This is a genomic window from Flavobacterium sp. N2038 (assembly GCF_025947185.1).
In the GTDB taxonomy this organism is placed as follows: domain Bacteria; phylum Bacteroidota; class Bacteroidia; order Flavobacteriales; family Flavobacteriaceae; genus Flavobacterium.
The window spans coordinates 3,162,021-3,185,352 of the sequence record NZ_CP110001.1; the positions used below are offsets into that span (position 1 = coordinate 3,162,021).

19 protein-coding genes are annotated in these 23,332 nt (G+C 33.7%); 5 read left to right on the forward strand and 14 right to left on the reverse strand.

Features of this window, described 5'->3' with window-relative positions; all coding sequences use genetic code 11:
• Positions 1–97 precede the first annotated feature (97 nt).
• On the reverse strand, positions 98–2,701 hold the full coding sequence (gene clpB / locus OLM51_RS14000; RefSeq protein ID WP_264551221.1) for an ATP-dependent chaperone ClpB: 2,604 nt from the start codon (positions 2,699–2,701) through the stop codon (positions 98–100).
• Positions 2,702–2,906: 205 nt separating this feature from the next.
• On the opposite strand from clpB, the gene ytxJ reads away from it, so the two are divergent.
• Positions 2,907–3,296: a bacillithiol system redox-active protein YtxJ gene (ytxJ, locus tag OLM51_RS14005; RefSeq protein ID WP_264551222.1), complete on the forward strand. Its 390-nt coding sequence runs from the start codon at positions 2,907–2,909 to the stop codon at positions 3,294–3,296.
• A gap of 174 nt (positions 3,297–3,470) precedes the next feature.
• Here the strand turns inward: ytxJ and OLM51_RS14010 are convergent, their stop codons facing one another.
• On the reverse strand, positions 3,471–4,637 hold the full coding sequence (locus OLM51_RS14010; RefSeq protein WP_264551223.1) for a hypothetical protein: 1,167 nt from the start codon (positions 4,635–4,637) through the stop codon (positions 3,471–3,473).
• Positions 4,637–5,632, reverse strand: coding sequence for a DUF2157 domain-containing protein (locus OLM51_RS14015; protein ID WP_264551224.1), 996 nt, complete (start codon positions 5,630–5,632; stop codon positions 4,637–4,639). Before OLM51_RS14015 ends, OLM51_RS14010 begins: the two co-directional genes overlap by 1 nt.
• Positions 5,633–5,866: 234 nt before the next feature.
• Between OLM51_RS14015 and OLM51_RS14020 the strand changes: the two genes are divergently transcribed.
• Positions 5,867–7,180 carry a T9SS type A sorting domain-containing protein gene (locus tag OLM51_RS14020; protein ID WP_264551225.1) on the forward strand — a complete coding sequence of 438 codons (1,314 nt, stop codon included), beginning with the start codon at positions 5,867–5,869 and terminating at the stop codon, positions 7,178–7,180.
• Between the two features lie 82 nt (positions 7,181–7,262).
• Here OLM51_RS14020 and argH read toward each other — a convergent pair whose 3' ends face one another.
• The 11 genes from argH to OLM51_RS14075 form a co-directional block, all read right to left on the reverse strand.
• Positions 7,263–8,543, reverse strand: coding sequence for an argininosuccinate lyase (argH, locus tag OLM51_RS14025; RefSeq protein ID WP_264551226.1), 1,281 nt, complete (start codon positions 8,541–8,543; stop codon positions 7,263–7,265).
• A 60-nt stretch (positions 8,544–8,603) separates the two neighbouring features.
• Complete coding sequence (locus tag OLM51_RS14030; protein WP_264551227.1) at positions 8,604–9,674, reverse strand: M20 family metallo-hydrolase; 1,071 nt, start codon at positions 9,672–9,674, stop codon at positions 8,604–8,606.
• Between the two features lie 278 nt (positions 9,675–9,952).
• The gene (gene argB, locus OLM51_RS14035) at positions 9,953–10,726 is read right to left on the reverse strand and encodes an acetylglutamate kinase (RefSeq protein WP_264551228.1); all 774 of its coding nucleotides are present in this window, start codon (positions 10,724–10,726) and stop codon (positions 9,953–9,955) included.
• A gap of 102 nt (positions 10,727–10,828) precedes the next feature.
• Complete coding sequence (locus OLM51_RS14040; RefSeq protein WP_264551229.1) at positions 10,829–11,776, reverse strand: N-acetylornithine carbamoyltransferase; 948 nt, start codon at positions 11,774–11,776, stop codon at positions 10,829–10,831.
• Positions 11,777–11,862: 86 nt separating this feature from the next.
• Positions 11,863–12,624, reverse strand: a complete 762-nt coding sequence (gene proB, locus OLM51_RS14045) for a glutamate 5-kinase (protein WP_264551230.1) — start codon at positions 12,622–12,624, stop codon at positions 11,863–11,865.
• Positions 12,625–12,830: 206 nt separating this feature from the next.
• Positions 12,831–14,024 (reverse strand): glutamate-5-semialdehyde dehydrogenase, encoded by a 1,194-nt coding sequence (locus OLM51_RS14050; RefSeq protein ID WP_264551231.1) that lies wholly within the window; start codon positions 14,022–14,024, stop codon positions 12,831–12,833.
• Positions 14,025–14,126: 102 nt separating this feature from the next.
• The gene (locus OLM51_RS14055) at positions 14,127–15,266 is read right to left on the reverse strand and encodes an aspartate aminotransferase family protein (protein ID WP_264551232.1); all 1,140 of its coding nucleotides are present in this window, start codon (positions 15,264–15,266) and stop codon (positions 14,127–14,129) included.
• Between the two features lie 89 nt (positions 15,267–15,355).
• Entirely contained in the window at positions 15,356–16,333 is a 978-nt protein-coding gene (gene argC, locus OLM51_RS14060) for an N-acetyl-gamma-glutamyl-phosphate reductase (protein WP_264551233.1), read from the reverse strand.
• On the reverse strand, positions 16,326–17,519 hold the full coding sequence (locus OLM51_RS14065; RefSeq protein ID WP_264551234.1) for an argininosuccinate synthase: 1,194 nt from the start codon (positions 17,517–17,519) through the stop codon (positions 16,326–16,328). The genes argC and OLM51_RS14065 overlap by 8 nt, the downstream gene beginning before the upstream one ends.
• 64 nt (positions 17,520–17,583) lie before the next feature.
• Positions 17,584–18,219: a GNAT family N-acetyltransferase gene (locus OLM51_RS14070; RefSeq protein ID WP_264551235.1), complete on the reverse strand. Its 636-nt coding sequence runs from the start codon at positions 18,217–18,219 to the stop codon at positions 17,584–17,586.
• A 572-nt stretch (positions 18,220–18,791) separates the two neighbouring features.
• The gene (locus tag OLM51_RS14075; RefSeq protein WP_264551236.1) at positions 18,792–21,062 is read right to left on the reverse strand and encodes a M1 family metallopeptidase; all 2,271 of its coding nucleotides are present in this window, start codon (positions 21,060–21,062) and stop codon (positions 18,792–18,794) included.
• Positions 21,063–21,250: 188 nt separating this feature from the next.
• Between OLM51_RS14075 and OLM51_RS14080 the strand changes: the two genes are divergently transcribed.
• The 3 genes from OLM51_RS14080 (at position 21,251) to OLM51_RS14090 (ending at position 23,330) form a co-directional block, all read left to right on the forward strand.
• Positions 21,251–22,102 carry an aldose 1-epimerase family protein gene (locus tag OLM51_RS14080; protein WP_264551237.1) on the forward strand — a complete coding sequence of 284 codons (852 nt, stop codon included), beginning with the start codon at positions 21,251–21,253 and terminating at the stop codon, positions 22,100–22,102.
• A 1-nt stretch (position 22,103) separates the two neighbouring features.
• Positions 22,104–22,652, forward strand: coding sequence for a GNAT family N-acetyltransferase (locus OLM51_RS14085; protein ID WP_264551238.1), 549 nt, complete (start codon positions 22,104–22,106; stop codon positions 22,650–22,652).
• A gap of 120 nt (positions 22,653–22,772) precedes the next feature.
• On the forward strand, positions 22,773–23,330 hold the full coding sequence (locus OLM51_RS14090; RefSeq protein ID WP_264551239.1) for a DUF3575 domain-containing protein: 558 nt from the start codon (positions 22,773–22,775) through the stop codon (positions 23,328–23,330).
• Positions 23,331–23,332: the final 2 nt, after the last annotated feature.

Sequence of the window (23,332 nt, forward strand, 5' to 3'; positions counted from 1 at the left end):
AAAAATGAAAGTTATATTTTTCTACATAAAAAAACACCAACATTTCTGCTGGTGTTTTCTAACTTTAAAAATATATTACTGCATTTAGGTTTATAAATTATTCTACTGTATGTGTCTGGTTTCTAAATACCAGATTTCCATCAAAAGCATCTATTAAAATAATACTGTCAGTACTAATATTTCCTGCCAGAATTTCTTTTGACAGTTGGTTTAGAACCTCTCGCTGTACCACACGTTTTACTGGTCTGGCTCCAAATTGAGGATCATATCCTTTGTCTGATAAATAAGCAATCGCTTCTGGTGTTGCATCCATTGTGATACCTTGTAAAGCCAGCATTTTTGAAACACTCTTTAATTGCAGACTCACAATTCTTGAAATATTATCCACTGTAAGTGGTGTAAACATTACAATTTCATCGATACGATTAATAAACTCCGGACGAACAGTTTGTTTCAATAATCCTAAAACTTCTGTTTTAGCTGCCTCTGTAGCTGCTTCAACGCCACCTTTTAGATTTTCAAACTTCTCTTGTATAATCTGACTTCCCATGTTAGAAGTCATGATGATAATTGTGTTTTTGAAATCGGCTAGACGACCTTTGTTATCTGTCAATCGACCTTCATCAAGAACCTGCAATAAAATATTGAACGTGTCCGGATGCGCTTTTTCGATCTCGTCTAATAAAATTACAGAATATGGTTTTCTACGAACGGCTTCTGTCAATTGTCCACCCTCATCGTAACCTACATATCCTGGAGGCGCACCAACTAAACGGCTCACACTGTGGCGTTCCTGATATTCACTCATATCGATACGTGTCATGGCATTTTCATCATCAAAAAGGTATTCGGCCAATGCTTTTGCAAGCTCTGTTTTACCAACTCCTGTTGTTCCTAAAAATAAAAATGTTCCAACTGGTTTTTTCATATCCTGCAAACCGGCACGACTTCTTCTAACGGCATCACTTACCGCTTCTATTGCTTCTTCCTGCCCCACTACACGCCTGTGTAATTCATCTTCAAGATGCAACAGTTTCTCTCTTTCAGTCTGAAGCATTTTCATTACAGGAATTCCGGTCCATTTAGCAATTACTTCTGCAATATCTTCTCTGGTCACTTCTTCTTTTATCAAAGAATTTCCAGATTGAAACTCCTGCAATTGTTTTTGCAATTTGTCCTGACGTTCCTGCGCTTCTTTTATTTTTCCGTAACGAATTTCGGCTACTTTTCCGTAATCACCTTCACGCTCTGCACGTTCAGCTTCATATTTAAAGTCTTCAATTTCTAATTTTACAGCCTGAATCCCGTCAACAATGTCTTTTTCAGATTTCCATCTGGCATAGATTTCATTTCGTTCTTCTTTCAGATTTGCCAAATCCATGCGCAAAATTTTCAGCTTACTTTCTTCTTTTTCACGCTTAATGGCTTCGATCTCAATTTCAAGCTGCATGATTTTACGATCCAAAACATCTAATTCTTCGGGTTTTGAATTGATTTCCATACGCAATTTAGAAGCTGCCTCATCCATTAAGTCGATTGCTTTATCTGGTAAGAAACGATTCGTAATATAACGTTGCGAAAGTTCTACCGCAGCAATAATTGCCTCATCTTTGATCTGAACTTTATGGTGTGCTTCATATTTTTCTTTGATTCCACGCAAAATCGAAATTGCACTTTCGGTATCCGGTTCATCAATTAAAACCTTTTGAAAACGTCTTTCAAGGGCTTTATCTTTTTCAAAATATTTTTGATATTCGTCTAAAGTTGTTGCTCCAATAGCTCTTAACTCCCCACGTGCCAAAGCCGGTTTTAGGATATTAGCTGCATCCATAGCACCTTCACCCCCACCTGCACCAACTAGCGTATGAATTTCATCAATAAACAAAACTATATCACCTTCTGCAGAAGTAACTTCTTTTACAACTGATTTTAAACGTTCTTCAAATTCCCCTTTAAATTTCGCTCCGGCAATCAAAGCTCCCATGTCAAGTGAGAAAACGATCTTATCTTTTAAGTTCTCCGGAACATCACCGTCAACGATTCTATGTGCCAAACCTTCTGCGATAGCTGTTTTACCAACTCCCGGCTCACCAATAAGCATTGGGTTATTTTTGGTTCTACGCGTTAAAATTTGCAATACACGACGGATTTCTTCATCACGGCCAATAACCGGATCTAATTTTCCAGTGCGTGCTAATTCGTTTAAGTTTTTAGCATATTTATTAAGCGAATTATAGGTTTCTTCAGCTGAAGCAGATGTTACTCTTTCGCCTTTTCTTAATTCCTCAATTGCTGCTTTTAAGCCTTTTCCAGTTACTCCCTGATCTTTTAAGATTTGAGAAACTTTACTTTTTGATTCAAAAATGGCTAAAATTAAATGCTCGATCGAAACGTATTCGTCGTTCATTTTTTGTGCGATAATTTCAGCTTCGTTCAAAGCTTTATTAGCATCTCTGGAAAGTAAAATATCACCTCCTGAAACTTTTGGAAAACTCTGAATTGTACTATCTAAAATTTGTAAAAACAAAGGCACGTTTACATTTAATTTTTTTAAAATAAACGGCGCCACGTTTTCATCAACTTCAAAAATTGCTTTGAAAATGTGTTCATTTTCAATTTGCTGCTGGCCATTTCGTTGTGCTAATTGTTGCGACAACTGAATGGCTTCCTGCGATTTAATTGTAAATTTATTTATATTCATATTTTTTCGATTTGTGATTGATTATTTGTTTGATTTTCTATAGGATTAAAGTTACGATTTATTGAGGTACATTATTAACTCAAATAATTTAACTTTGCATTGAAATAGACAAAATACATTCCATAGTAAAAAAACAGACAAAATGACGCTAAAAATCAAGTTTTTACTATTTTTAAATGTCAAAAAGTCGTAAAATAAGCCAAATATGAGTTTTTTAAATTCAATCTTTGGAAGTTCTGAAAATACAGAAACTCCAAAAAGCAATGTAAACTGGACAGAATTAACCGATATTGTTCAATTAATGGAAATCGAAGCCATCTCTAATGAAAAACCGGTTGTAATTTTTAAACATAGTACAAGATGCAGCATCAGCCGTATGGCGCTAAAACAATTTGAACGAGAGTACGATCTTGAAAATGTAGTTGATCCATACTTTTTAGATTTAATTGCCCATCGTGATGTTTCTAACGAAATCGCAAGCAGATTTGATGTGTACCACGAATCTCCACAATTGATCTTAATCAAAAACGGGAAAGCAATTTACAATGTTTCGCACAGCGATATTGATGCTGAAGCATTGAAAAGCAAGATCTAAGTTATAAGTTATAAATTATGAGTTATGAGTTAATTACTTAACTTAGATCACAACAAAATTAAAAACCTGAAATTATTTGTATAATTTCAGGTTTTTAATTTTTTATGTCAAGTCTAATTTTTATTCAAATTAGTGATCAACTCATAATTCACAACTCATAATTCACAATTAAACTTAAAAACTTCCTTCTGATCCTCCTCCGCTAAAACCTCCTCCTCCAAATTCCATTGGAGAATCTTGTGGTTTAGCTTCCGGTTTCATTCCAAAGGCAGAAGCAACTACTAAAGCTTCGGTATTTAAAAATGCATCAGAATTATTGATTCTATCTGACTTAAAGGTTAAACCTGTTTCTTTATGTTTTAATTTTTGTATTGAAAAATAGGCAATAGCAAACATAACTATTCCACCTATTGTCAACGCCACTTCTATTGGCATCACCGAATAGTAAAATCGGATGGTATAAATAGAAAAAGCTATCGCTAAAAAGCTGATCCAAAGCATTATTCTGTCTTTTGTTTTTAAGGCTTGTACCAAATAGACAACAGGAACAATAAATGTAAAAGCATAAAAGAAAATGGCAAAAGGAATGTCTTTACCCGGAAGAATTTCATTATCTAAAAGCATTACAGAAAGCTCTCTGACTACCAGATAATTACAAGAAAGATAAAACAAAACCAAACAGAATGCATTGACCAATAAAAGTCCGTTATAATGATATCTTTCAGTCAGATTACTTATTAGTCTTTTACTTAAGAAATAAAATCCCCCAGCAAACAGCATAGCAACAAAAGGCAAAATAGTTTTTCCGATTGGTCCAAATTCAAATAAACCGTAAAACAAAATAGCTGAACTGGCGAGACAAAAAACTAACAAAGCCAAAAGATGTAAATATCTCGAATACAATAAAAATGAAGCAACTGCTACAAAAGCTGCGATTACTAATTCATAGCCATCAGTTGTAATAGCAATTGCAAATCCAACGTTTAAAATAGCTCCTAAAATAAAAGCATCATCCAGACCATGATTATAATATTTTTGCGTAGCCAACAATTCCGCTCCAACAAAACCCACTGCTGCAAAAATATAGCAGCAAATTTTGAAAAAGAATTCTTCTCCACTAAGACCTAATAAGGAAATCGCGCCGCATATTGATAAGTATAAAAATGATCCTAACAAAAAGAATCCTAACCTAACCAAAACATTCTTTTGCCTTTTAAAATCGGGCAATTCTTTTTTAATCAAATCTTTTTGCTCTTTACTTATAAAACCTGCATGCTGTAAAGAATTTGCTTCATCAAGCAAAGTCAAATCCTTTAACAATTGTTTGTCGTGTGCTATCATTAGGCAACTTCTTTATTGAATTTTTTAATAAGTTTAATAAATACTACTATTGAGCCAATAAAATAGGCCGGCAACAGAAAAATAAACAATTCCCATATATCAGAGAAATCGACATTTTCAAAAACTCTGAACAGGAAAATATTAAACCCTATATAGGCATAGATAATCATAAAAACATACAACGAAATAGCCTTAAACTCGTAACTTGCTTTATAGAAATAAAAGGTAGAACCTGCTAAAACAAGGGCAAATAACATCCAGATTAAAGTATCATAACTGGTTAAATTGCTAATAGCCGCAATACTAACGATATGTAATGCAAAAGTTAGAAAGATTAAACTAAAATGTGTTTTTAGCATAATTCGATTGCTGTATATGGTCCATAAAACTAATAGAACACTTAACATCACAGCAGAATAACTCAAAGTCTGACTTGAATAAAAATCATTATTATTTAACAAATCCTGAGGTGATACTGAAAGCCCGACATAAGCCGCCAAACCAGTAACTGCAATAGTTAAAACACTTTTGTTATCGAAATAATAGGCACAAAAGAAACTGACTAAGGTAGGAACCAGAGTTGCCAGCCCGTAATGTGTTCCAAAAGGTTTGTACTGAAATTGCAGATATCCGATAAAAATACAGGTTAAAATATTTGCTGCCAAAACCAGATATTCTAAAACTGGATTCTCAAAAACTGTTTCTGCTTTCTGAAATCCTTTAGCGTTTTTAAAACAGTAATAAAAACAAACTACAATAACAATCAAAAGTAACGAAAGAATAGCGATATGACCGATAGTATCAATGTTTTCATAAATCAAGATCCCTATTCCTGATGTAAACAACAAAACAGACAAATACAGAAATAGCTTTAACTCTGCATTTAACGAAAAAATATTCAAATTACGATAAGAAGTAATTTCCTGATATTGATTCTCTGTGATTAAATTTTTCTCAAATAGTGACTTAGTGGCCTGATCATCAAATTTATTCATGTGTTGCATTTAAAAAGTACAGATCAAAAATAGTTTTTTTTTATTTAACAGGATTTTTATTTAGAAATAAATTACTCCATTACAAAAAGCAATATTGAAGGGTCTTAAAAAAATCTTCCTGCTAAAAATGATAGCACTAAATCTAAATTTTTCATAAAAATTATCGACTTTAAAATTAATTAATTACATTCGTGTAATCGATTACAAAAATCAAAATCTCTTAACCAAAATATAATGAAAAAGAAACTATTCGCCTTACTTACTTTTCTAAGCCTGTCGGTATCTGCGCAAAATTATGTGATGTCAACTCCCGAAGGTTATGGAGCGGCAGCAACAGGAGGTGGAACCACAACGCCTGTTACAGTTTCAACATATGCAGATTTGACTGCTAAACTAAAACTAACTATACCTCAGGTAATTTTAGTTTCAGGAACAATTCCATGTACTTATACCAGTTTATTGATTACAAACAAAACCATTATCGGACTTCCTGGAGCCCGATTAATCAATACTGATCAAACTGCCTCTGGATCTGGAATTTTAAATTTAAAGCCTGGTTCTGATAATATCATTATCCGGAATCTTATTTTTGAAGGCCCTGGAGCATATGACGTTGACGGTCATGATAATCTTACTTCTGAAGCAACAAATCTCTGGGTAGATCATTGTGAGTTTCAAGATGGAATGGACGGTAATTTTGATAATAAAGGCGCGGCAGACAATGTAACCATTTCATGGACAAAGTTTACTTATTTAAAAACTCCAAAAGCCGGAGGCTCTGGTGGTGCCGATGATCATCGTTTTTCTGATTTAGTAGGTTCTTCCAAAACAGACGCTCCTTCTGATGGGCATTACAGCATAACTTTTAAGAATTGTTATTGGGCAGAAGGCTGTAAAGAAAGAATGCCACGCGCAAGAAACGCAGAACTTCATATTTTAAACTGCTATTATAACACTTCTGTTTCAGGTTCACTTGCAATAGGTTTAGGCGGAGGGAACAATAACACCTCTTGTTATGTTGAAGGAACCGATTTTGCAAAAATTGGAACTGCTTTTAAAAATTATGTAAGCACGGATGGAGGAACAATAGGAATTACTTTTGCAGATTGTCTGAATTCGCCAGCCAATTCCGGAACTACAATAACAAAGCCTTCATATAACTACAGTGTCCTACCAATTGCTAATGTTGCGGGATATATTTCGAACGCTTCTTGCGGTGCAGGAGCAACTCTTCAAGTTAATGCTCAAGGCGCTGTATCTACGAGCTGTAATAATTTAGGGTTAAATGATAATGTAAACAATCTGGATTTAAAATATTACCCATCAGTAATCAATCGTCTTTTGAATATTGATTTTTCAAGTTCAGACAATGGTTTGGCAGAAGTAGATTTATTTTCTTCAAATGGATCAAAAGTATATTCGCATTCCAAAAATGTTTCTCCTGATGAAAAATTAGAATTGAATGTTGGAAATCTGACCAAAGGCATTTATATCTGTAAAGTTCAAATCAAAAACCGAAGCAAAACTTTTAAACTGGTAAAAAACTAAATTTACTTCATAAAAAAAGGTCATTGAAACAAATCAATGACCTTTTCACCTTTTACAGCTCACTTTTTACATTTAACCAAAATTAAAAAGCAGCTTTCATTTTATCTTTAATTGCATCAAGACATAAATTATTAATACTGCCTTCGTGCGTGTGTTTGGTTTCTTTTGGAGATTTGTATGTTCCTGCTTCCAATTGTTCTGCAACAGCTTTGTAAGCGTCTCTAAATGGCATTCCTGCTACAACCATTTCATTTAAAGTATCAACTGTAAACAAGTAATCGTATTTTTTATCTTCTAGAATATGATCTTTTACCGTTATGTCTTTTATTGAAAAAATTGCAATATCTAAACAAGCTTTTAAAGTTTGAATTGCAGGAAACAAACCTTCTTTTAAAAGCTGTAAATCTCTGTGATAACCACTTGGAAGATTATTTGTAATTAAAGTGATTTCGTATGGAAGCGCCTGAATCTTATTGCATTTCCCTCTGATCAATTCGAAAACATCCGGGTTTTTCTTGTGAGGCATAATGCTTGACCCTGTTGTAAGATGTGCCGGAAGACCAATAAAATCAAAATTCTGGCTCATATACAAACAAACGTCCATGGCAAATTTTGACAATGTTCCTGCAACACTTGTCATGGCAAAAGCAACTGTTTTTTCTGCTTTTCCACGGCTCATTTGTGCTGCTACAGCATTGTATTTTAAGGTTTCAAAACCTAATTCCTGTGTTGTAAATGTTCTGTTGATTGGGAATGAACTTCCGTAACCTGCAGCAGATCCTAACGGATTCTGGTCTACAATTTTAGAAGCTGCGTTCAACATTGTTACATCGTCAATTAAGCTTTCGGCGTAAGCTGAAAACCACATTCCGAATGACGATGGCATTGCGATTTGTAAATGCGTATAACCTGGCAATAATACATTTTGATGTTTTTCTGCCGATTCCATCAACAAATCAAACAATGTTTTTACTTGTTCTTTTATGGCTTTTAATTCGTCTTTTAAATACAAATGAACATCTACCAAAACCTGATCGTTACGAGAACGCGCGGTGTGGATTTTCTTTCCCGCATCGCCTAGTTTTACTGTTAGAAGATATTCGATTTTAGAATGTACATCTTCGAAACTGTCTTCGATTTCGAAATTTCCAACGACGATATCTGCAATAATTTCGTTTAATGCATCAACCAAAGAAGTTGTTTCTTCCTGAGTTAATAAACCAATCTGTCCCAACATTTTGGCGTGTGCAATTGAACCTAAAGCATCGTATTTTGCTAAAACTAAATCCAGTTCACGATCGTTTCCTACCGTGAATTGTTCGATTTGTTTATCTGTTGGTATTCCTTTTTCCCAAAGTTTCATAGGTACTATTTTTAGAAACCCGACAGATTTTAAAAACCTGTCGGGTTTAATTTCGTTTAATTATAATTTAAAGAAATCGGTTAGTATTTTGATATACAGGTCGACTCCTTCTTCAATTTCATTTACAAAAATAAATTCGTCTGCTGAATGCGAACGCAACGTTTCTCCTGGTCCTAATTTCAAAGACTGACAGCTTAAAACCGATTGATCTGAAAGTGTTGGCGAACCATACGTTGTTCTTCCTAAAGCTATTCCTGCCTGAACTAAACCGTGTGAAACCGGAATAGAGGAAGCGTTTAAATGCATTGATCGTGGCGTTACTTCGGCATTAACATTTGCTTTTACCACTTCTAAAATTTCAGAATTTGCATAACGATCTGTTACACGAATATCAACAACCAAATCACATTCTGACGGCACTACATTATGCTGTTTTCCTGCATTAATCTGTGTAACGGTCATTTTTACAGGGCCTAAAACATCTGAAATTTTGTCGAATTTATAGTTTTTAAACCATTCCATTACCGGAATTGATTTGTATAATGCATTATCATCGTTTTGATGTGCGGCGTGGCTTGCGGTTCCTTTTACTTTTACGTCAAGAACTAACAACCCTTTTTCAGCAACAGCTAATTGCATCAAAGTCGGTTCTCCGACAATAGCGCAATCTAATTCTGGCAAGCTTTTTAAAACACTGTTTAAACCATTTTTTCCGCTGCTTTCTTCTTCGGCGGAAGCCACAATTACAATATTATGCGAAAGATTTTGATTTTCGTAAAAATGTACAAACGTTGCTAATAATGAAACTAAGCATCCTCCTGCGTCATTACTTCCTAAACCAAATAATTTGCCGTCTTTTTCGATTGCTTTAAACGGGTCATTGGTGTACGCCTGATTTGGTCGTACAGTATCATGATGCGAGTTTAGTAAAAGTGTTGGTTTGTTTTCGTCGAAATATTTGTTGAAAGCCCACACATTATTGTTTTCTCTCTTGAAAGGAATTTCATTCTGATTGAACCAATTTTCGATTAAAAGAGCCGTCTGATCTTCCTCACTTGAAAATGAAGGGGTTTCGATAAGGCTTTTTAATAAACTAATTGCTTCCTGGGTAAGCGTATCTATATTTTTCATTTTGTTGTGTTCTTGCCGCAAAGGCGCTAAGTCGCTAAGTTTTTTGTTAAGCTTTTACTTTCTCAACTAAATAATATGCGACATTTTTAATTGGCGCAAATTTCTAAAATTAAATTCTAAAAGCACTGCGCAGCCCTATTTTTTTGCCACTAAATGCGCGAATTTTCACAAATTATCTTTTTGTTACAGATTTAAAATCAAAATAAACTTTTTGATGTACGTCTAAAATTATTTTCTCTTTTAACAGAAAAATTAGAGTCAATTCGTGGCAACATTTTTTATAATGTAATCGTTGTATGCGGAATATCTGAATTTTGAAGCATTTTATGATGTCCAATTTTGATTTTCTGCACACCTCTTGATAAACTATTGAAGCAGTTATCCAATTTTGGAATCATTCCTGAATGGATTACTTTTTCTTCTTTTAGCTTATTGTATAATGTTTCGTTAATTTGGGTTATTACAGATAAATCATCTTCTGAATCCTGCAAAACGCCTTGTTTTTCAAAACAATAGGTTAGCGTCACATCAAAAACTTGAGATAGTGCAATTGATAATTCGCTCGCAATTGTATCAGCATTTGTGTTTAACAATTGTCCGTTTTTGTCATGTGTAATCGCACAAAAAACAGGAACAACTCCTGCTTCTAACAAAGTTGCCAGTAATTTGGTGTTGACTTGTTTTACATCGCCTACAAATCCGTAATCAATTGTTGGGTGATTTCTTTTTGTTGACTGAATTAAATTTCCATCAGCTCCAGAAAAACCAATTGCATTATTGTCTTTTGCCTGCAATTGCGCCACAATATGTTTGTTGATTTGTCCTGCGTAAATCATCACTACAACGTCAAGCATTGGAGCATCTGTAATTCGGCGTCCGTCAATCATTTGCGGAACCAAACCAATACTCTGCGCCATCTTTGTAGCCGATTTTCCACCGCCGTGAACTAAAACTTTATAGCCTTCAATTTTAGAAAAATCGGTTAAAAATTGTTCTAATTCTACTGGATTATCGATGATGTTTCCACCTATTTTTATTACTGATACGTTCATTTCTTTCAAGGTTCAAAGAGGCAAAGGTTCAAAGAGGCAAAGGTTTTTCTCAAGGTTATAAAACCTCTGAACCTTTGTAGCTTTGAGCCTTTGCACCTAAATTTACAATTTCTTCAAAATCTTTTGTAAAACTAATTGTGCTGAATATGTTCTGTTATTCGCCTGTTCGATTACGATTGAATTTTCTCCGTCTAAAACTTCATCGCTTACAATTACATTACGACGAACTGGAAGACAGTGCATGAATTTTCCGTTGTTGGTTAAAGCCATTTTTTCTGCCGTTACAGTCCAGTTTGGATCGCTGTTGGTTACTTTTCCGTAATCATTGAAGTTACTCCAGTTTTTTACGTAAACGAAATCAGCATTTTCAAAAGCTTTGTCTTGATCGTATTCAATTTTGCTGTCTTTTGTGATTTCCGGGCTTAGTTCGTAACCTTCCGGATGTGTGATTACAAAATCCATATCTTTTTGCATCTGCATCATTTCTACGAAAGAATTAGCTACTGCCTGAGGTAAAGCTTTTGGATGCGGCGCCCATGAAAGCACTACTTTTGGTTTGTGTTTCGTTTTGTGCTCCTCCATTGTAATAGCATCTGCTAGCGACTGCATTGGATGACGAACAGCACTTTCCATATTTACAATTGGAACAGTTGCATACTTCAAAAATCCTGAAATTACAGTTTCCTGATAATCTTTTTCTTTGTCAACCAAACCTGCGAAAGCACGAATTGCGATAATATCACAATACTGAGAAACTACTTCTGCAGCTTCTTTAATATGTTCTGAAGCGCCAGAATTCATAACGGCTCCGTCTTCAAATTCTAAAGTCCAGCCTTCATTAGTAAAATTCATTACCATAACGTTCATTCCTAAGTTTAAAGCCGCTTTTTGAGTACTCAAACGCGTTCTTAAACTCGGGTTGAAGAATAACATTCCTAGAGTTTTATTCTTTCCTAAACTTTGATTTTTAAGTGGATTCTTTTTAATTTTAATCGCACTTTTTACCCATTTTGATAATGAGTCGATATCTTTTATTGAAATATAATTCATGTCTTTTTGTTTAATTTAGATAATGTGATAATTAGAAAATTGGATAATTGTGCATTATCTGATTAACTAATTTTCTAATTGACTCATTAGATTATTTTCGTAAACGGAATTTCGTCTTTTAATGCCTTTAATATAAAATTATCATTCAGTCCATTCACAATCCAGGTTTCGATATTTGCGGCTTTTGAAATTGCAGCTGCTTCTATTTTTGATTGCATTCCGCCAGTTCCGTGTGACGATTTTGATTCACCAATTTCCTTTACAAGCGACTTCAAATCATTTACCAATTTGATCGTTTCTGGAATTTCATCATGAATAGAATCTTTCGTATAAATTCCGTTTGTATTCGTCGCAATTATCAGAATATCAACATTTAAAAGAACCGCCGTTAAAGCCGCTAATTTGTCATTATCCCCAAACCGAATTTCATCTGTTGCAACGGTATCATTTTCATTGATAATCGGAATGTAATTGTTTTTAACTAATACATTAATTGTATTTACAATGTTCTTTTTGGTTTGCTCTTTTTCAAAATCAGAATAAGAAAGTAAACACTGTGAAGTATTCAATCCTAAATCCTTAAAATTTTCATTGTAAATCCGCATTAAATGGGGCTGTCCGATTGAAGCTAAAGCTTGTTTTACAAAAACATCTTTATCCTGATTATCCAGTTTTACAAACTGCTTTGCCGCTGCAATTGCTCCTGAACTCACTATGATAAATTCATATTCGTCGTTTAAAGCCGCAATCTGTATTCCGAGGTCTTCAATCTTTCCCCGCGAAATATGATTGGTTTCTTTGGTTAAAGTATTGCTTCCTATTTTTAATAAAATCCGTTTCTTACCCATTGTTGTTGTTTTGCTGCGATTTTTTTAACCGCAAAGTGCGCAAGGTTTTTTTACATTCTTTGTACTTACAAACGCTAAGTTCGCAAAGCTTTATCTATATATTTAAATTTCAATAAATAAAATTCCAAATCCCAATAATCTGCAATCAAAAATCGTTAATCATCAATCTAAAATTCTAAGAAGTCTAACAATCTAAGAAAGTCTAACTATCTAATTTGTCCTTCTCCGTAAACGTACCATTTGTTTGTTACAAGATGCTGAAGACCAATTGGACCTCTTTGATGCAATTTATCAGTGCTTATCGCTAATTCTCCTCCTAAACCAAATTGTCCGCCATCTGTGAATCTGGTCGATGCATTTTGATAAACTGCTGCAGCATCTATTGCTTCCATAAACTGCTGTGCAACATCGTTATCTCTGGTAATAATTGCTGCAGAATGTCCTCCACAATATTTATTAATCATATCAATGGCATGATCATGAGAATCGATTGTTCCAATTACAATTTTATAATCTAGAAATTCTTCGTACCAAATATCTTCATTTTGAAGTGTTTCTGTATCTTCAAAATTCTCTAATGATTTATCGACGATTACTTCAACATTATGTTCTTTTAATTCTTCAATTAAAATAGATACAAAACCTTCAAAATTGGGTAACTTAGGATCTATTAAAACCTTATCAACTGCATTGCAGGCCGATATTTTAGATGTTTTAGCATTCAAAATTATTTTTAAAGCCAAATCAGTATCTGCTTTTTCATGAACGTACATAAAATTGTTTCCGCGCCCACTTACAATAACCGGACAGGTTGCATGCGCTTTTACAAATTCAATTAGTTTTTCTCCTCCTCTTGGAACTATTAAATCTACTTTCTGAGTTGGTTTTTCTAAAAAAACCTGAGTTTCAGTTCTGTTGTAATTCAGATATTCAACCCAGTCTTTTGAAACTCCGTTTTCTTCTAAAGCTTTGTGCCAAAGACTTACGATTTTCAAATTTGATTTTAAAGACTCTTTTCCTCCTTTTAATAAAATCTTATTTCCAGATTTAAAAGCAATTCCGCCTGCTTCGATTGTAACATCGGGGCGAGATTCGTAAATAATTAAAATCGTTCCGAAAGCGGCTGTTTTATTTATAACTTTTATTCCATTATCATGTGTAAATTGAAAACGCTCAACGCCAACGGGATCTTCCTGAGATGCTAATTGGTTTAATGATAAAATCATTTCGTCGACTTTTTTATCATCTACTTTTAAGCGTTCTTCCATCGCTAAATCTGAGCCGTTGTAATCGGCAAGATCTTCCTGATTGGTCAGGATTATCTCATTCCGCTCCTGCTCGACCAGCTTTGCCATAGACCGCAAAACCGCATTGCGTGTTTCAATTGATAATGGTTTCATAATTTCAAGTGGGTTGGTTGTTTTTTGGTTGTTTCTTTTTATAGAAACCTATATTTTAAACCTGACGGGTATTAAAAACCCGTCAGGTTTACGTAACGAGAATTAGTTTTTTAATTCTTCCAAACTTTCTTTTAAAGCTTTTACAAACGTATCGATATCTGCTTTTTTCACAGTCAAAGGCGGTAAAATTCTTAATAAATTTTTATTGTTGGCGCTTCCTGTAAAAATGTGTTTTTCGATGATTAGTTTTTTTCTTAAAGCTGCAACATCAAAATCAAACTCAACTCCAAGCATTAATCCTTTTCCTTTTACTTGTTTGATTCCGTCAACTTCTTTGATTTTCTCTAAGAAATATTCATAAACTTCGTTTACATTTTTCTGTAAATCCAGTTTTTCAATTACATCTAAAACTGCAATTCCTGCAGCACAAGACAAGTGGCTTCCGCCGAAAGTTGTACCTAATAATCCGAAACTTGCTTCAAATTTTGGAGAAATTAAAATGGCTCCAACTGGAAAACCATTCCCCATTCCTTTTGCAACTGAAATAATATCAGCATTAATTCCGTGATGTTGGAATGCAAAGAATTTTCCGCTTCTTCCGTATCCTGATTGCACTTCATCTAAAATTAAAACAACATCGTATTTTTTACATGCTTTTTCTAAAGCCTGAAAAAATTCTGTTGTTCCCTGATCTAAACCTCCAACTCCTTGAATTCCTTCGATAATTACTGCTGTAACATCGCCTTTAGATAATTCAGCCTCAACTAATTCGATTTGATTTAAAGGTAAAAAAGTAACTTCTTGCTGTGCGTTAATCGGCGCAACAATTTTCTTATTATCAGTAACAGCTACGGCTGCAGAAGTTCTTCCATGAAAAGAATTATCAAAAGCGACAACTCTTGATTTTCCGTTATGGAAAGACGCTAATTTTAAAGCATTTTCGTTTGCTTCAGCACCAGAACTGCATAAAAACAATTCGTAATCTTCAAGACCAGAAAGTTTTCCTAATTTCTGAGCCAATTCAACCTGTAAAGGATTCTGAATCGCATTCGAATAAAAACCTAAATTATCTATCTGATTCTTCAGTTTTGCTACATAATCCGGCTGCGTGTGTCCGATAGAAATCACACCATGTCCGCTGTATAAATCTAAATATTCTACTCCTTTGTCGTCAATAATTGTACAATCGACTGCTTTTACTGGAGTTATGTTGTATAATGGGTAAACGTTGAATAAGTTCATGTGTTTTTTGTTTAAAGTTTCAGGTTTCAGGTTTCAAGTTACGCTAGAGAACGTGAAACTTGAAACTTAAAACCTGAAACAAATTTTTTCTAAAATCCGCTTGGTTTCAAATGTAAACCTGTGGTTTCTTCTAAACCGAACATTAAATTCATGTTTTGAATCGCTTGTCCTGAAGCACCTTTGGTTAAGTTATCGATAATTGATGTTATGAGAACCCGGTTTCCTTTTTTCAATAAACTAATAATACATTTGTTCGTTTGCACCACTTGTTTCATATTGATGTTGGTTGTGGTAACGGTTACAAAAGGCTCGTTTTTATAGAAGTCTTCATATTTAGCAACCAATTGTTCCAAACTATCATCGCACAATGTATAAAGCGTTGCAAAAATTCCTCTTGGAAAATCTCCTCTGTTCGGAATAAAAAGCAATTCGCTGTCAAAATCGTCTTGCAATTGAACCAAACTTTCTCCGATTTCTCCCAAATGCTGGTGTTCAAAAGCTTTATAATGCGACATATTATTGTTTCTCCAGCTGAAGTGAGAAGTTTCGGAAAGACTTACTCCTGCTCCAGTACTTCCAGTTGTTGCATTAATATGAACATCATTATTCAACAAATTATGTTCTGCTAATGGCAATAAAGCCAATTGAATAGCTGTAGCAAAACAACCCGGATTCGCGATATAATTTGCTTTTTTGATTTCGGCTTTATTTATTTCAGGCAATCCGTAAACAAAGTCTTTTCCTTCGAAATGAGCATCTTTATTCAATCTGAAATCATTTCCTAAATCAATAATTTTCGTATGACTTGCAAATTGATTTTCTTTCAAAAATGAAATTGATTTTCCGTGACCTAAACACAAGAAAACAACATTCACATTTGGATTAATTTCAGCTGTGAAATTCATTTCGATATCGCCCATCAAATCTTGGTGCGCCACAGAAAGCGGTTTTCCTGCATTTGTGGTGCTGTAAACAAAATCGATGTTTACTTTGGGATGATACATTAAAATTCTGATGAGTTCTCCGGCCGTGTAGCCTGAACCACCAATTATTCCTACATTAATCATGATCTAATTGATTTACAGATGAAAATATGTTTTGTGCATTTCCAAGAATTTTGATAAATCCTTTTGCATCATCAGATGTCCATGCATTGTTCATTTCTCCGTATTGACCAAAACCTGTGTTCATCAAATCGTTTTTAGATTCGATTCCGTCAAGTGAGAAATGATATGGTTTTAATGAAACTGTTACGGTTCCATTTACTGTTTTTTGTGTGTCTTGCAAGAAAGTTTCAATGTTTCTCATTACCGGATCCAAGAACTGACCTTCGTGGAATAACATTCCGTACCAGTTTCCTAATTGTTCTTTCCAGTATTGCTGCCATTTTCCTAGCGTATGTTTCTCTAATAAGTGGTGTGCTTTGATGATAATTAACGGAGCAGCAGCTTCAAAACCAACTCTTCCTTTAATTCCGATAATGGTATCACCTACGTGAATATCTCTACCAATTGCATAAGCATTTGCCAGTTTTTCAAGAGTTACAATATTGTTTGAAGGTTTGTCTGTTTTACCGTTAATTCCAACTAATTCTCCTTGTTCAAAATGCAAGGTTACTTTTTCTTCTCCTTCTTTTTTTAATTGAGATGGATAAGCTTCACTTGGTAAAGGCTGTCCTGAAGTTAAAGTTTCTTTTCCTCCAACACTTGTTCCCCAAAGTCCTTTATTGATAGAGTATTGTGCTTTTTCCCAAGAATAGTGAACTCCGTTTTGAGCTAGATAATCAACTTCTTCTTGTCTTGACAATTTTAAATCTCTGATTGGTGTAATAATTTCAATTTCCGGAGCAATAGTCTGGAAAATTAAATCAAAACGAATTTGATCATTTCCTGCACCTGTACTTCCGTGTGCGATAGCGCTTGCTCCAACCTTTTTAGCATATTTTATAGCTTCAATTGCCTGAAAAACACGCTCTGCACTTACTGATAATGGATATGTATTGTTTTTTAATACATTACCAAAAATCAAATATTTTATAGCTTTATCGTAATATTTATCTACAATTGTAAGGTTTGCGTGTTGTGCACTTCCTAATTCATAGGCTCTTTTTTCAATAGCTGATAATTCTTCTGCATCAAATCCTCCTGTATCTACAAGCACAGTATGAACTTCGTATCCTTTTTCATTTTTTAAATATTTCAAACAATACGAGGTATCTAATCCTCCGCTATAAGCTAATACTACTTTTTTCATTTTTTATAATTTAGGCTAATACTTTCGTATGTAGCAGTTTGAGATTTTTTCTAATTAATTTTGCTTAAACAAATAATGACAATATTTTATTTAAAAATAAGGCTTGTTTGATTTTTTTAAGTCTGCTTAAAACAGCCTCGTTAAAAGGGTGCCTTGGTGGTGTTTTTTGTTTTTCTTTTGGGTCGTATAACATTCCTGTACAAAGACACATCTTGTTTTCTTTACTTTGTAAAATAGGGAAGTTAGTACAGGTTTTACAGCCTGCCCAAAAACTTGGATCGGTTGTAAGTTCTGAGAAAGGCACTGGTTTGTAACCTAAATCAGAGTTGATTTTCATTACAGCCAATCCTGTTGTGATTCCAAATATTTTAGCATCCGGATACCTTTCTAATGAATAATCAAAAACTTTTGATTTTATTTTTTTTGCCAGACCTAAACTTCTGTAGTCCGGGTGTACAATCAGGCCTGAATGCGCTACGAATTTTCCGTGCTGCCAGCTTTCGATATAACAAAAACCTGCAAATTTTCCATCTGCCAGAGCAATCATCGCATCACCATTCGACATTTTTTTCTGAATATACTCAGGAGTTCTTTTAGCAATCCCTGTACCTCTCAACAAGGCAGATGATTCTATCGTATCGCAGATTTCTTGTGCGAATTTGAAGTGTTCTTCCTGGGTAACAACAATAGAGATCTTCATTTCAATAATTGAAGTTAGAGTTAAAAATTAAAGCATATTGTTTAGTTTGAAATCCAGAATTGAATCCAATAAAATTAAGCAAAATAGAAGTAACATTCTCAAAATCAAAACATTGATTTAGAAAGTTTACAAAATAATAAATACTTTTTGGATATGTTTGTCCAATGGACAAATTATGTGATTTCAAAATGAAAAAGGGGTATGAATAAATATACGGCTATAAAACTCAGTGAATACTAGATAGATAGTATCCGTACTTCGGGAGAAGTACTAGGTGAGTTTGTCCGTGACAAAGAAGTTATATGTAAACTTATTTTATTCATTGGTGCAAAAGTACACATTTTTTTTATTTACAATATAAAAAACTAAAAATCTAACATTTTTTTAATGCAATGTTAATTTTTAAAGTTACCATCTAGATCGTCATCAGAACTAAGTCATTGATATTCTAACCATTTAAAAATAGAAACTTGATCAAGAAAGGTCAATCTAAAACTTGAAACCTGAAACAAAAAAACCCGATAACTAGACTCTAGTTATCGGGTTTCAAATATATTTGTAATTTTTAAATACTAATTTCTAGTAAATGGCAACACCTGATCTGTTCCGGAAAAAAACATATCAAAACCATTTTTTGCTTCATTAAATTTAAATTTCACACCTGCTCCTTTTGATTCAAAAGTATTCTTTTCTCCTTCAACCGGACTTAAAGGAAACTTTGGGTAATTTGTTATTTCAGCATTTAAAGTACTATTTTTCTCTGTAAATTCGATTTTCAAAGGAGCTTTCGTAGTAGTAAAAACCCCTAAATATCCATCTAAAATAACATCTTGCTCAACTTTACCGGTTCCGGCTGTCCAAACATTATTTGAGTCATTATTATCTGGAAATACATGATCCGGATCTAAAGTTATGCTTTCGATTTCCTCTGTTGAATTATGTTTGAAAGACCAATTGTTATTACGTTGCCAAATTTCTACCGGTAAATTTACTCTGGTAACTTTACCACTTTTTGTTTTAACATCTAAAACAATTGGCATTGGCATTTTATCAAAATTCTCCACATTAATTATAACTCCTTTTGAAGGATCATTTTTTACATACTTAATTGAATTTACCCCCTGATCAAAACGCCAGTTGTTTACATACCAGCTTCTCCAGAACCAGCTTAAATCTTCACCTGCTACATTTTCCATAGTTCTAAAGAAATCATCTGGCTGAGGGTGTTTGTAAGCCCAACGCTCGATATAAGTTCTAAAAGCAGTATCAAAACGTTCTTTTCCTAAAATCTGTTCTCTTAAAATAACAAGACCAGCACTTGGTTTAAAATAGCATAACATACCGATATTTGCTTCTTTCATATTATCAGGAGAACTCATAATTGTTTCCAGATTAGGGCGTGTAAAAGATTCAGCACTTTTATGCAAGTCTGCAGGCTGATCTTTATATTCCCCATTATTAAATGCGGCTGTACTTAATGAATTAATAAAAGTATTAAATCCCTCATCCATCCACGCAAATAATCTTTCGTTTGAACCAACGATCATTGGAAACCAAATATGTCCAAACTCATGATCTGTAACTCCCCATAAATCTTGTCCTTTAGACTCCCATCCACAAAAAACAATTCCGGGATATTCCATACCACCTTCATTTCCTGCTACGTTGGTAGCTGCTGGATAAGGATATTCGAACCATTGTTTAGAATAATGCTCAATTGCCGCTTTTACATATTCTGTAGAACGTCCGTAAGCCTCTTTTCCTGCACTCTCAACAGGATAAGCTGATAATGCTAAGGATTTTTTTCCGCTTGGCAAGTTTATTTTTGCTCCATCTAAAATGAATGCAGAAGACGATGCCCACGAAAAATCACGCGCATTTTTAATTTTATAATGCCATGTTTTTTCCGTTCCGGCATTAGCATTTACAGTTGCTGCAACTTCATCTGCAGAACGAATCATAACTGTTTTATCACTTTGAGACGCATCTTTATATCTTTTAAGCTGATCTGCAGAAAACACATTCTGACTATTCATTAATTCACCAGAAGCCACTACATAGTGATTTCCGGGAACTGTAAGTTTTACATCAAAATCTCCATATTCTAAATAAAACTCTGAAGCCCCCAGATATGGCGCAGTATTCCAACCCCTTACGTCATCATACACACACATACGCGGATACCATTGTGCAATCGTAAAAATTTTACCATTTTTAGTGTCTAAAACACCCATTCTGTCAGATCCTTCAAGCGGTGCAGTAAATGAAAATTCAATTTTCACCTTTACAGAAGCTCCTTTTGCTGCTAACTCTTCCGGAAGAAAAATTTGCATTCTTGTATCTGTAACAATATATTTTGCATCAACTTCTGTTTTATTTTTTCCGGCAGAAATTACCTTTACAGATTTTATTTTATTACCACCATCAAAAACCTGACCCTGAGATCCATTACGACTTCCTGTTAATGGTACAATTTCGTTTCCTCTGGAATCAGCTTTAAATAAATTTTGATCTAAATTTAACCAAAGAAATCCCAATTTATCCGGACTATTATTTGTGTATGTGATTTCGTCAGTTCCAGTAATCACATTTGTAACGGCATTTAATTTTACCGAAATCTGATAATCGGCTCTGTTTTGCCAGTATTCTACTCCAGGCTGACCACTTGCTGTGCGGGTCGAACTGCCATTTTTTGTATAAAAATGAGGACCAAAGGCATCATGATAATTGTAATTGTTTACTGGATTTGCCGTCTTTGCCAACGGAGTCTGTTGTGCCCAGACAGAAGAAATCCCAAAAAATAAAGCCGCAGTTAAAATGGCTTTTACAGATTGCTTTTTCATATTTTTTAGCTGTTTAGGCAGCAAATTAATGAAATAAAAAGCTATCTACAGAGAAATATCTAAACTTAAATTTAATTTTAGCAAAATTTTATCAATTAAATAAATTGGGAAATTTTCTTAAAAAAATAACAAATATTAAAATATCTTTACATCACTATTAAAATTAACTTTTTTTCAATTAAACTATTTTGGATACAATTATTTCAAATTCAATACTTCAAGTTTCGATAAAATCTGCGGGAGCAGAATTATTCTCTATAAAAAACAATCAAAATAAAGAATATATTTGGGAAGGAAACCCTGATTTTTGGGGAAAACACTCCCCTATCCTTTTTCCGATTGTTGGTACTTTAAAAAATAACATTTATACAATAGACGGCAAAGAATATCAATTACCAAGACATGGTTTTGCGAGAGATATGGAGTTTCAGTTAATAGAGAAAACTGAAAATAATGCTATTTTTTCTTTACAATCAAATAGTGAAACTTTTCAAAAATATCCTTTCGAATTCGAACTACAGTTAATTTATACGCTCGAAAATAATTCTTTACATATAGAGTATAAAGTTATTAATAGAGGAAATGGTAAAATGCCATTTTCAATAGGCGCACATCCGGCAATTGCACTACCTGAAAATTTTGAAAATTATGCATTTAAATTTGAAAAAGATGAGCTTTTAAAATTTAATCTTCTGGAAAATGACCTAATTTCTAATAAAACAGAAACTTTAGAAACAAAAGATGGTCTAGTTCCTTTAAATTATAAACTCTTCGAAAATGATGCTCTTGTTTTCAAAACATTAAAATCAAATTCATTAACCATTTTGGAAAACAGGAAACCTTATATTGAGGTTGACTTTGAAGATTTTCCGAGTTTAGGAATCTGGACAAAAAATCAGGCTCCATTTGTTTGTATTGAACCGTGGTTCGGATACTCGGATACGGCAGAAAATTCCGGAGATTTATTTCAAAAAGAAGGCATCTTAATTTTAGATCAAGATCAAATATTTAACTCAAAATTCAGTATAAAAATTTTATAAAATGTTAGAATTTAATTTCCATCCTTTCCCTATAATCGAAACTGACCGTTTAATTTTAAGAAGAGTTACAAATAACGATGTTAATGAAATCTTCGAATTACGATCGAATCCTGAAACAATGAAATTCATTCCAAGACCATTGGCAAAAAGTAATGAAGATGTTTTAGAACTCATTGCACAGATTGAAGATAAAATTGTAACCAATACAGGAATCAACTGGGCAATTACTTTAAAAGACAGCCCAAAACTGCTTGGTATTATTGGTTTTTACCGTACACAACATGAAAATTATCGTTCTGAAATTGGTTATATTTTAAACCCAAAATTTCATGGCTTAGGAATTATTTCTGAAGCGGTTAACAGATTAATAACTTATGGATTTAATGACCTAAAATTACATTCTATTGAAGCTATTATCGATCCTGAAAATTTTGCTTCTGAAAAAGTATTACAAAAATGTGGTTTTGTTAAAGAAGCTCATTTGAAAGAGTGTGTCTTTTATGAAGGAAAGTTTCTAGACTCGGTGATTTATTCATTGCTAAACAAATAGGAACGAATCTCTATTTTTAATAGAATCAATTCCTGTTAAAAAAACTTTAATTAGCAATAGAAAAGTTTGCATTGCGTTATATTTGCGTGCTAAATAAATTTATTGCAGTCAAGAAATACCATGAAAAAAATATTTGCCCTCTTAGTTCTTTGCTTTTCGATTCAATTACAAAGCCAAACTTTTATTAAATTTAACGCCGCAACTGCATTATTTGCTATTCCTAATGTAGGAATTGAAACAAGTATTGGCAAACAAACCACTTTTAGTGTTGATGTTATGGCCTCTTTTTGGGAATCAATTAATGGACACAGTCCAATGAAATTCTACACACTAACCCCAGAAGTTCGCTATCATTTCAAAGAGAAATATAATGGCTTTTATGTAGGTGGTCATGCTGGTCCGGATGTATATGAAATTCAAAAATGGAATTACTGGGATACAAATAAATACGAACATGGTTTTGGCTATCGTTTAGGAGTCACTGTCGGATACAACCTAAAATTAAGTGACAAATTCTTATTAGATATTTTCGCAGGCGGTGGATGGCATCAAGGCTTTTATCATGGATATTATAATGATGGAACACCGGGAAGATACGAAAAAGCACAGCACTGGAATAAAAGTGGAGAATGGCTTCCTTACCGTGGTGGTGTAATGGTTTCGTACAAATTAAACTAAAA

Excerpts from the sequence above, each read along its gene's own strand:
- clpB (WP_264551221.1), bottom strand. The coding sequence starts at position 2,701 with ATGAATATAAATAAATTTACAATTAAATCGCAGGAAGCCATTCAGTTG.
- ytxJ (WP_264551222.1), top strand. The coding sequence starts at position 2,907 with ATGAGTTTTTTAAATTCAATCTTTGGAAGTTCTGAAAATACAGAAACT.
- OLM51_RS14010 (WP_264551223.1), bottom strand. The coding sequence starts at position 4,637 with ATGATAGCACACGACAAACAATTGTTAAAGGATTTGACTTTGCTTGAT.
- OLM51_RS14015 (WP_264551224.1), bottom strand. The coding sequence starts at position 5,632 with ATGAATAAATTTGATGATCAGGCCACTAAGTCACTATTTGAGAAAAAT.
- OLM51_RS14020 (WP_264551225.1), top strand. The coding sequence starts at position 5,867 with ATGAAAAAGAAACTATTCGCCTTACTTACTTTTCTAAGCCTGTCGGTA.
- argH (WP_264551226.1), bottom strand. The coding sequence starts at position 8,543 with ATGAAACTTTGGGAAAAAGGAATACCAACAGATAAACAAATCGAACAA.
- OLM51_RS14030 (WP_264551227.1), bottom strand. The coding sequence starts at position 9,674 with ATGAAAAATATAGATACGCTTACCCAGGAAGCAATTAGTTTATTAAAA.
- argB (WP_264551228.1), bottom strand. The coding sequence starts at position 10,726 with ATGAACGTATCAGTAATAAAAATAGGTGGAAACATCATCGATAATCCA.
- OLM51_RS14040 (WP_264551229.1), bottom strand. The coding sequence starts at position 11,776 with ATGAATTATATTTCAATAAAAGATATCGACTCATTATCAAAATGGGTA.
- proB (WP_264551230.1), bottom strand. The coding sequence starts at position 12,624 with ATGGGTAAGAAACGGATTTTATTAAAAATAGGAAGCAATACTTTAACC.
- OLM51_RS14050 (WP_264551231.1), bottom strand. The coding sequence starts at position 14,024 with ATGAAACCATTATCAATTGAAACACGCAATGCGGTTTTGCGGTCTATG.
- OLM51_RS14055 (WP_264551232.1), bottom strand. The coding sequence starts at position 15,266 with ATGAACTTATTCAACGTTTACCCATTATACAACATAACTCCAGTAAAA.
- argC (WP_264551233.1), bottom strand. The coding sequence starts at position 16,333 with ATGATTAATGTAGGAATAATTGGTGGTTCAGGCTACACGGCCGGAGAA.
- OLM51_RS14065 (WP_264551234.1), bottom strand. The coding sequence starts at position 17,519 with ATGAAAAAAGTAGTATTAGCTTATAGCGGAGGATTAGATACCTCGTAT.
- OLM51_RS14070 (WP_264551235.1), bottom strand. The coding sequence starts at position 18,219 with ATGAAGATCTCTATTGTTGTTACCCAGGAAGAACACTTCAAATTCGCA.
- OLM51_RS14075 (WP_264551236.1), bottom strand. The coding sequence starts at position 21,062 with ATGAAAAAGCAATCTGTAAAAGCCATTTTAACTGCGGCTTTATTTTTT.
- OLM51_RS14085 (WP_264551238.1), top strand. The coding sequence starts at position 22,104 with ATGTTAGAATTTAATTTCCATCCTTTCCCTATAATCGAAACTGACCGT.
- OLM51_RS14090 (WP_264551239.1), top strand. The coding sequence starts at position 22,773 with ATGAAAAAAATATTTGCCCTCTTAGTTCTTTGCTTTTCGATTCAATTA.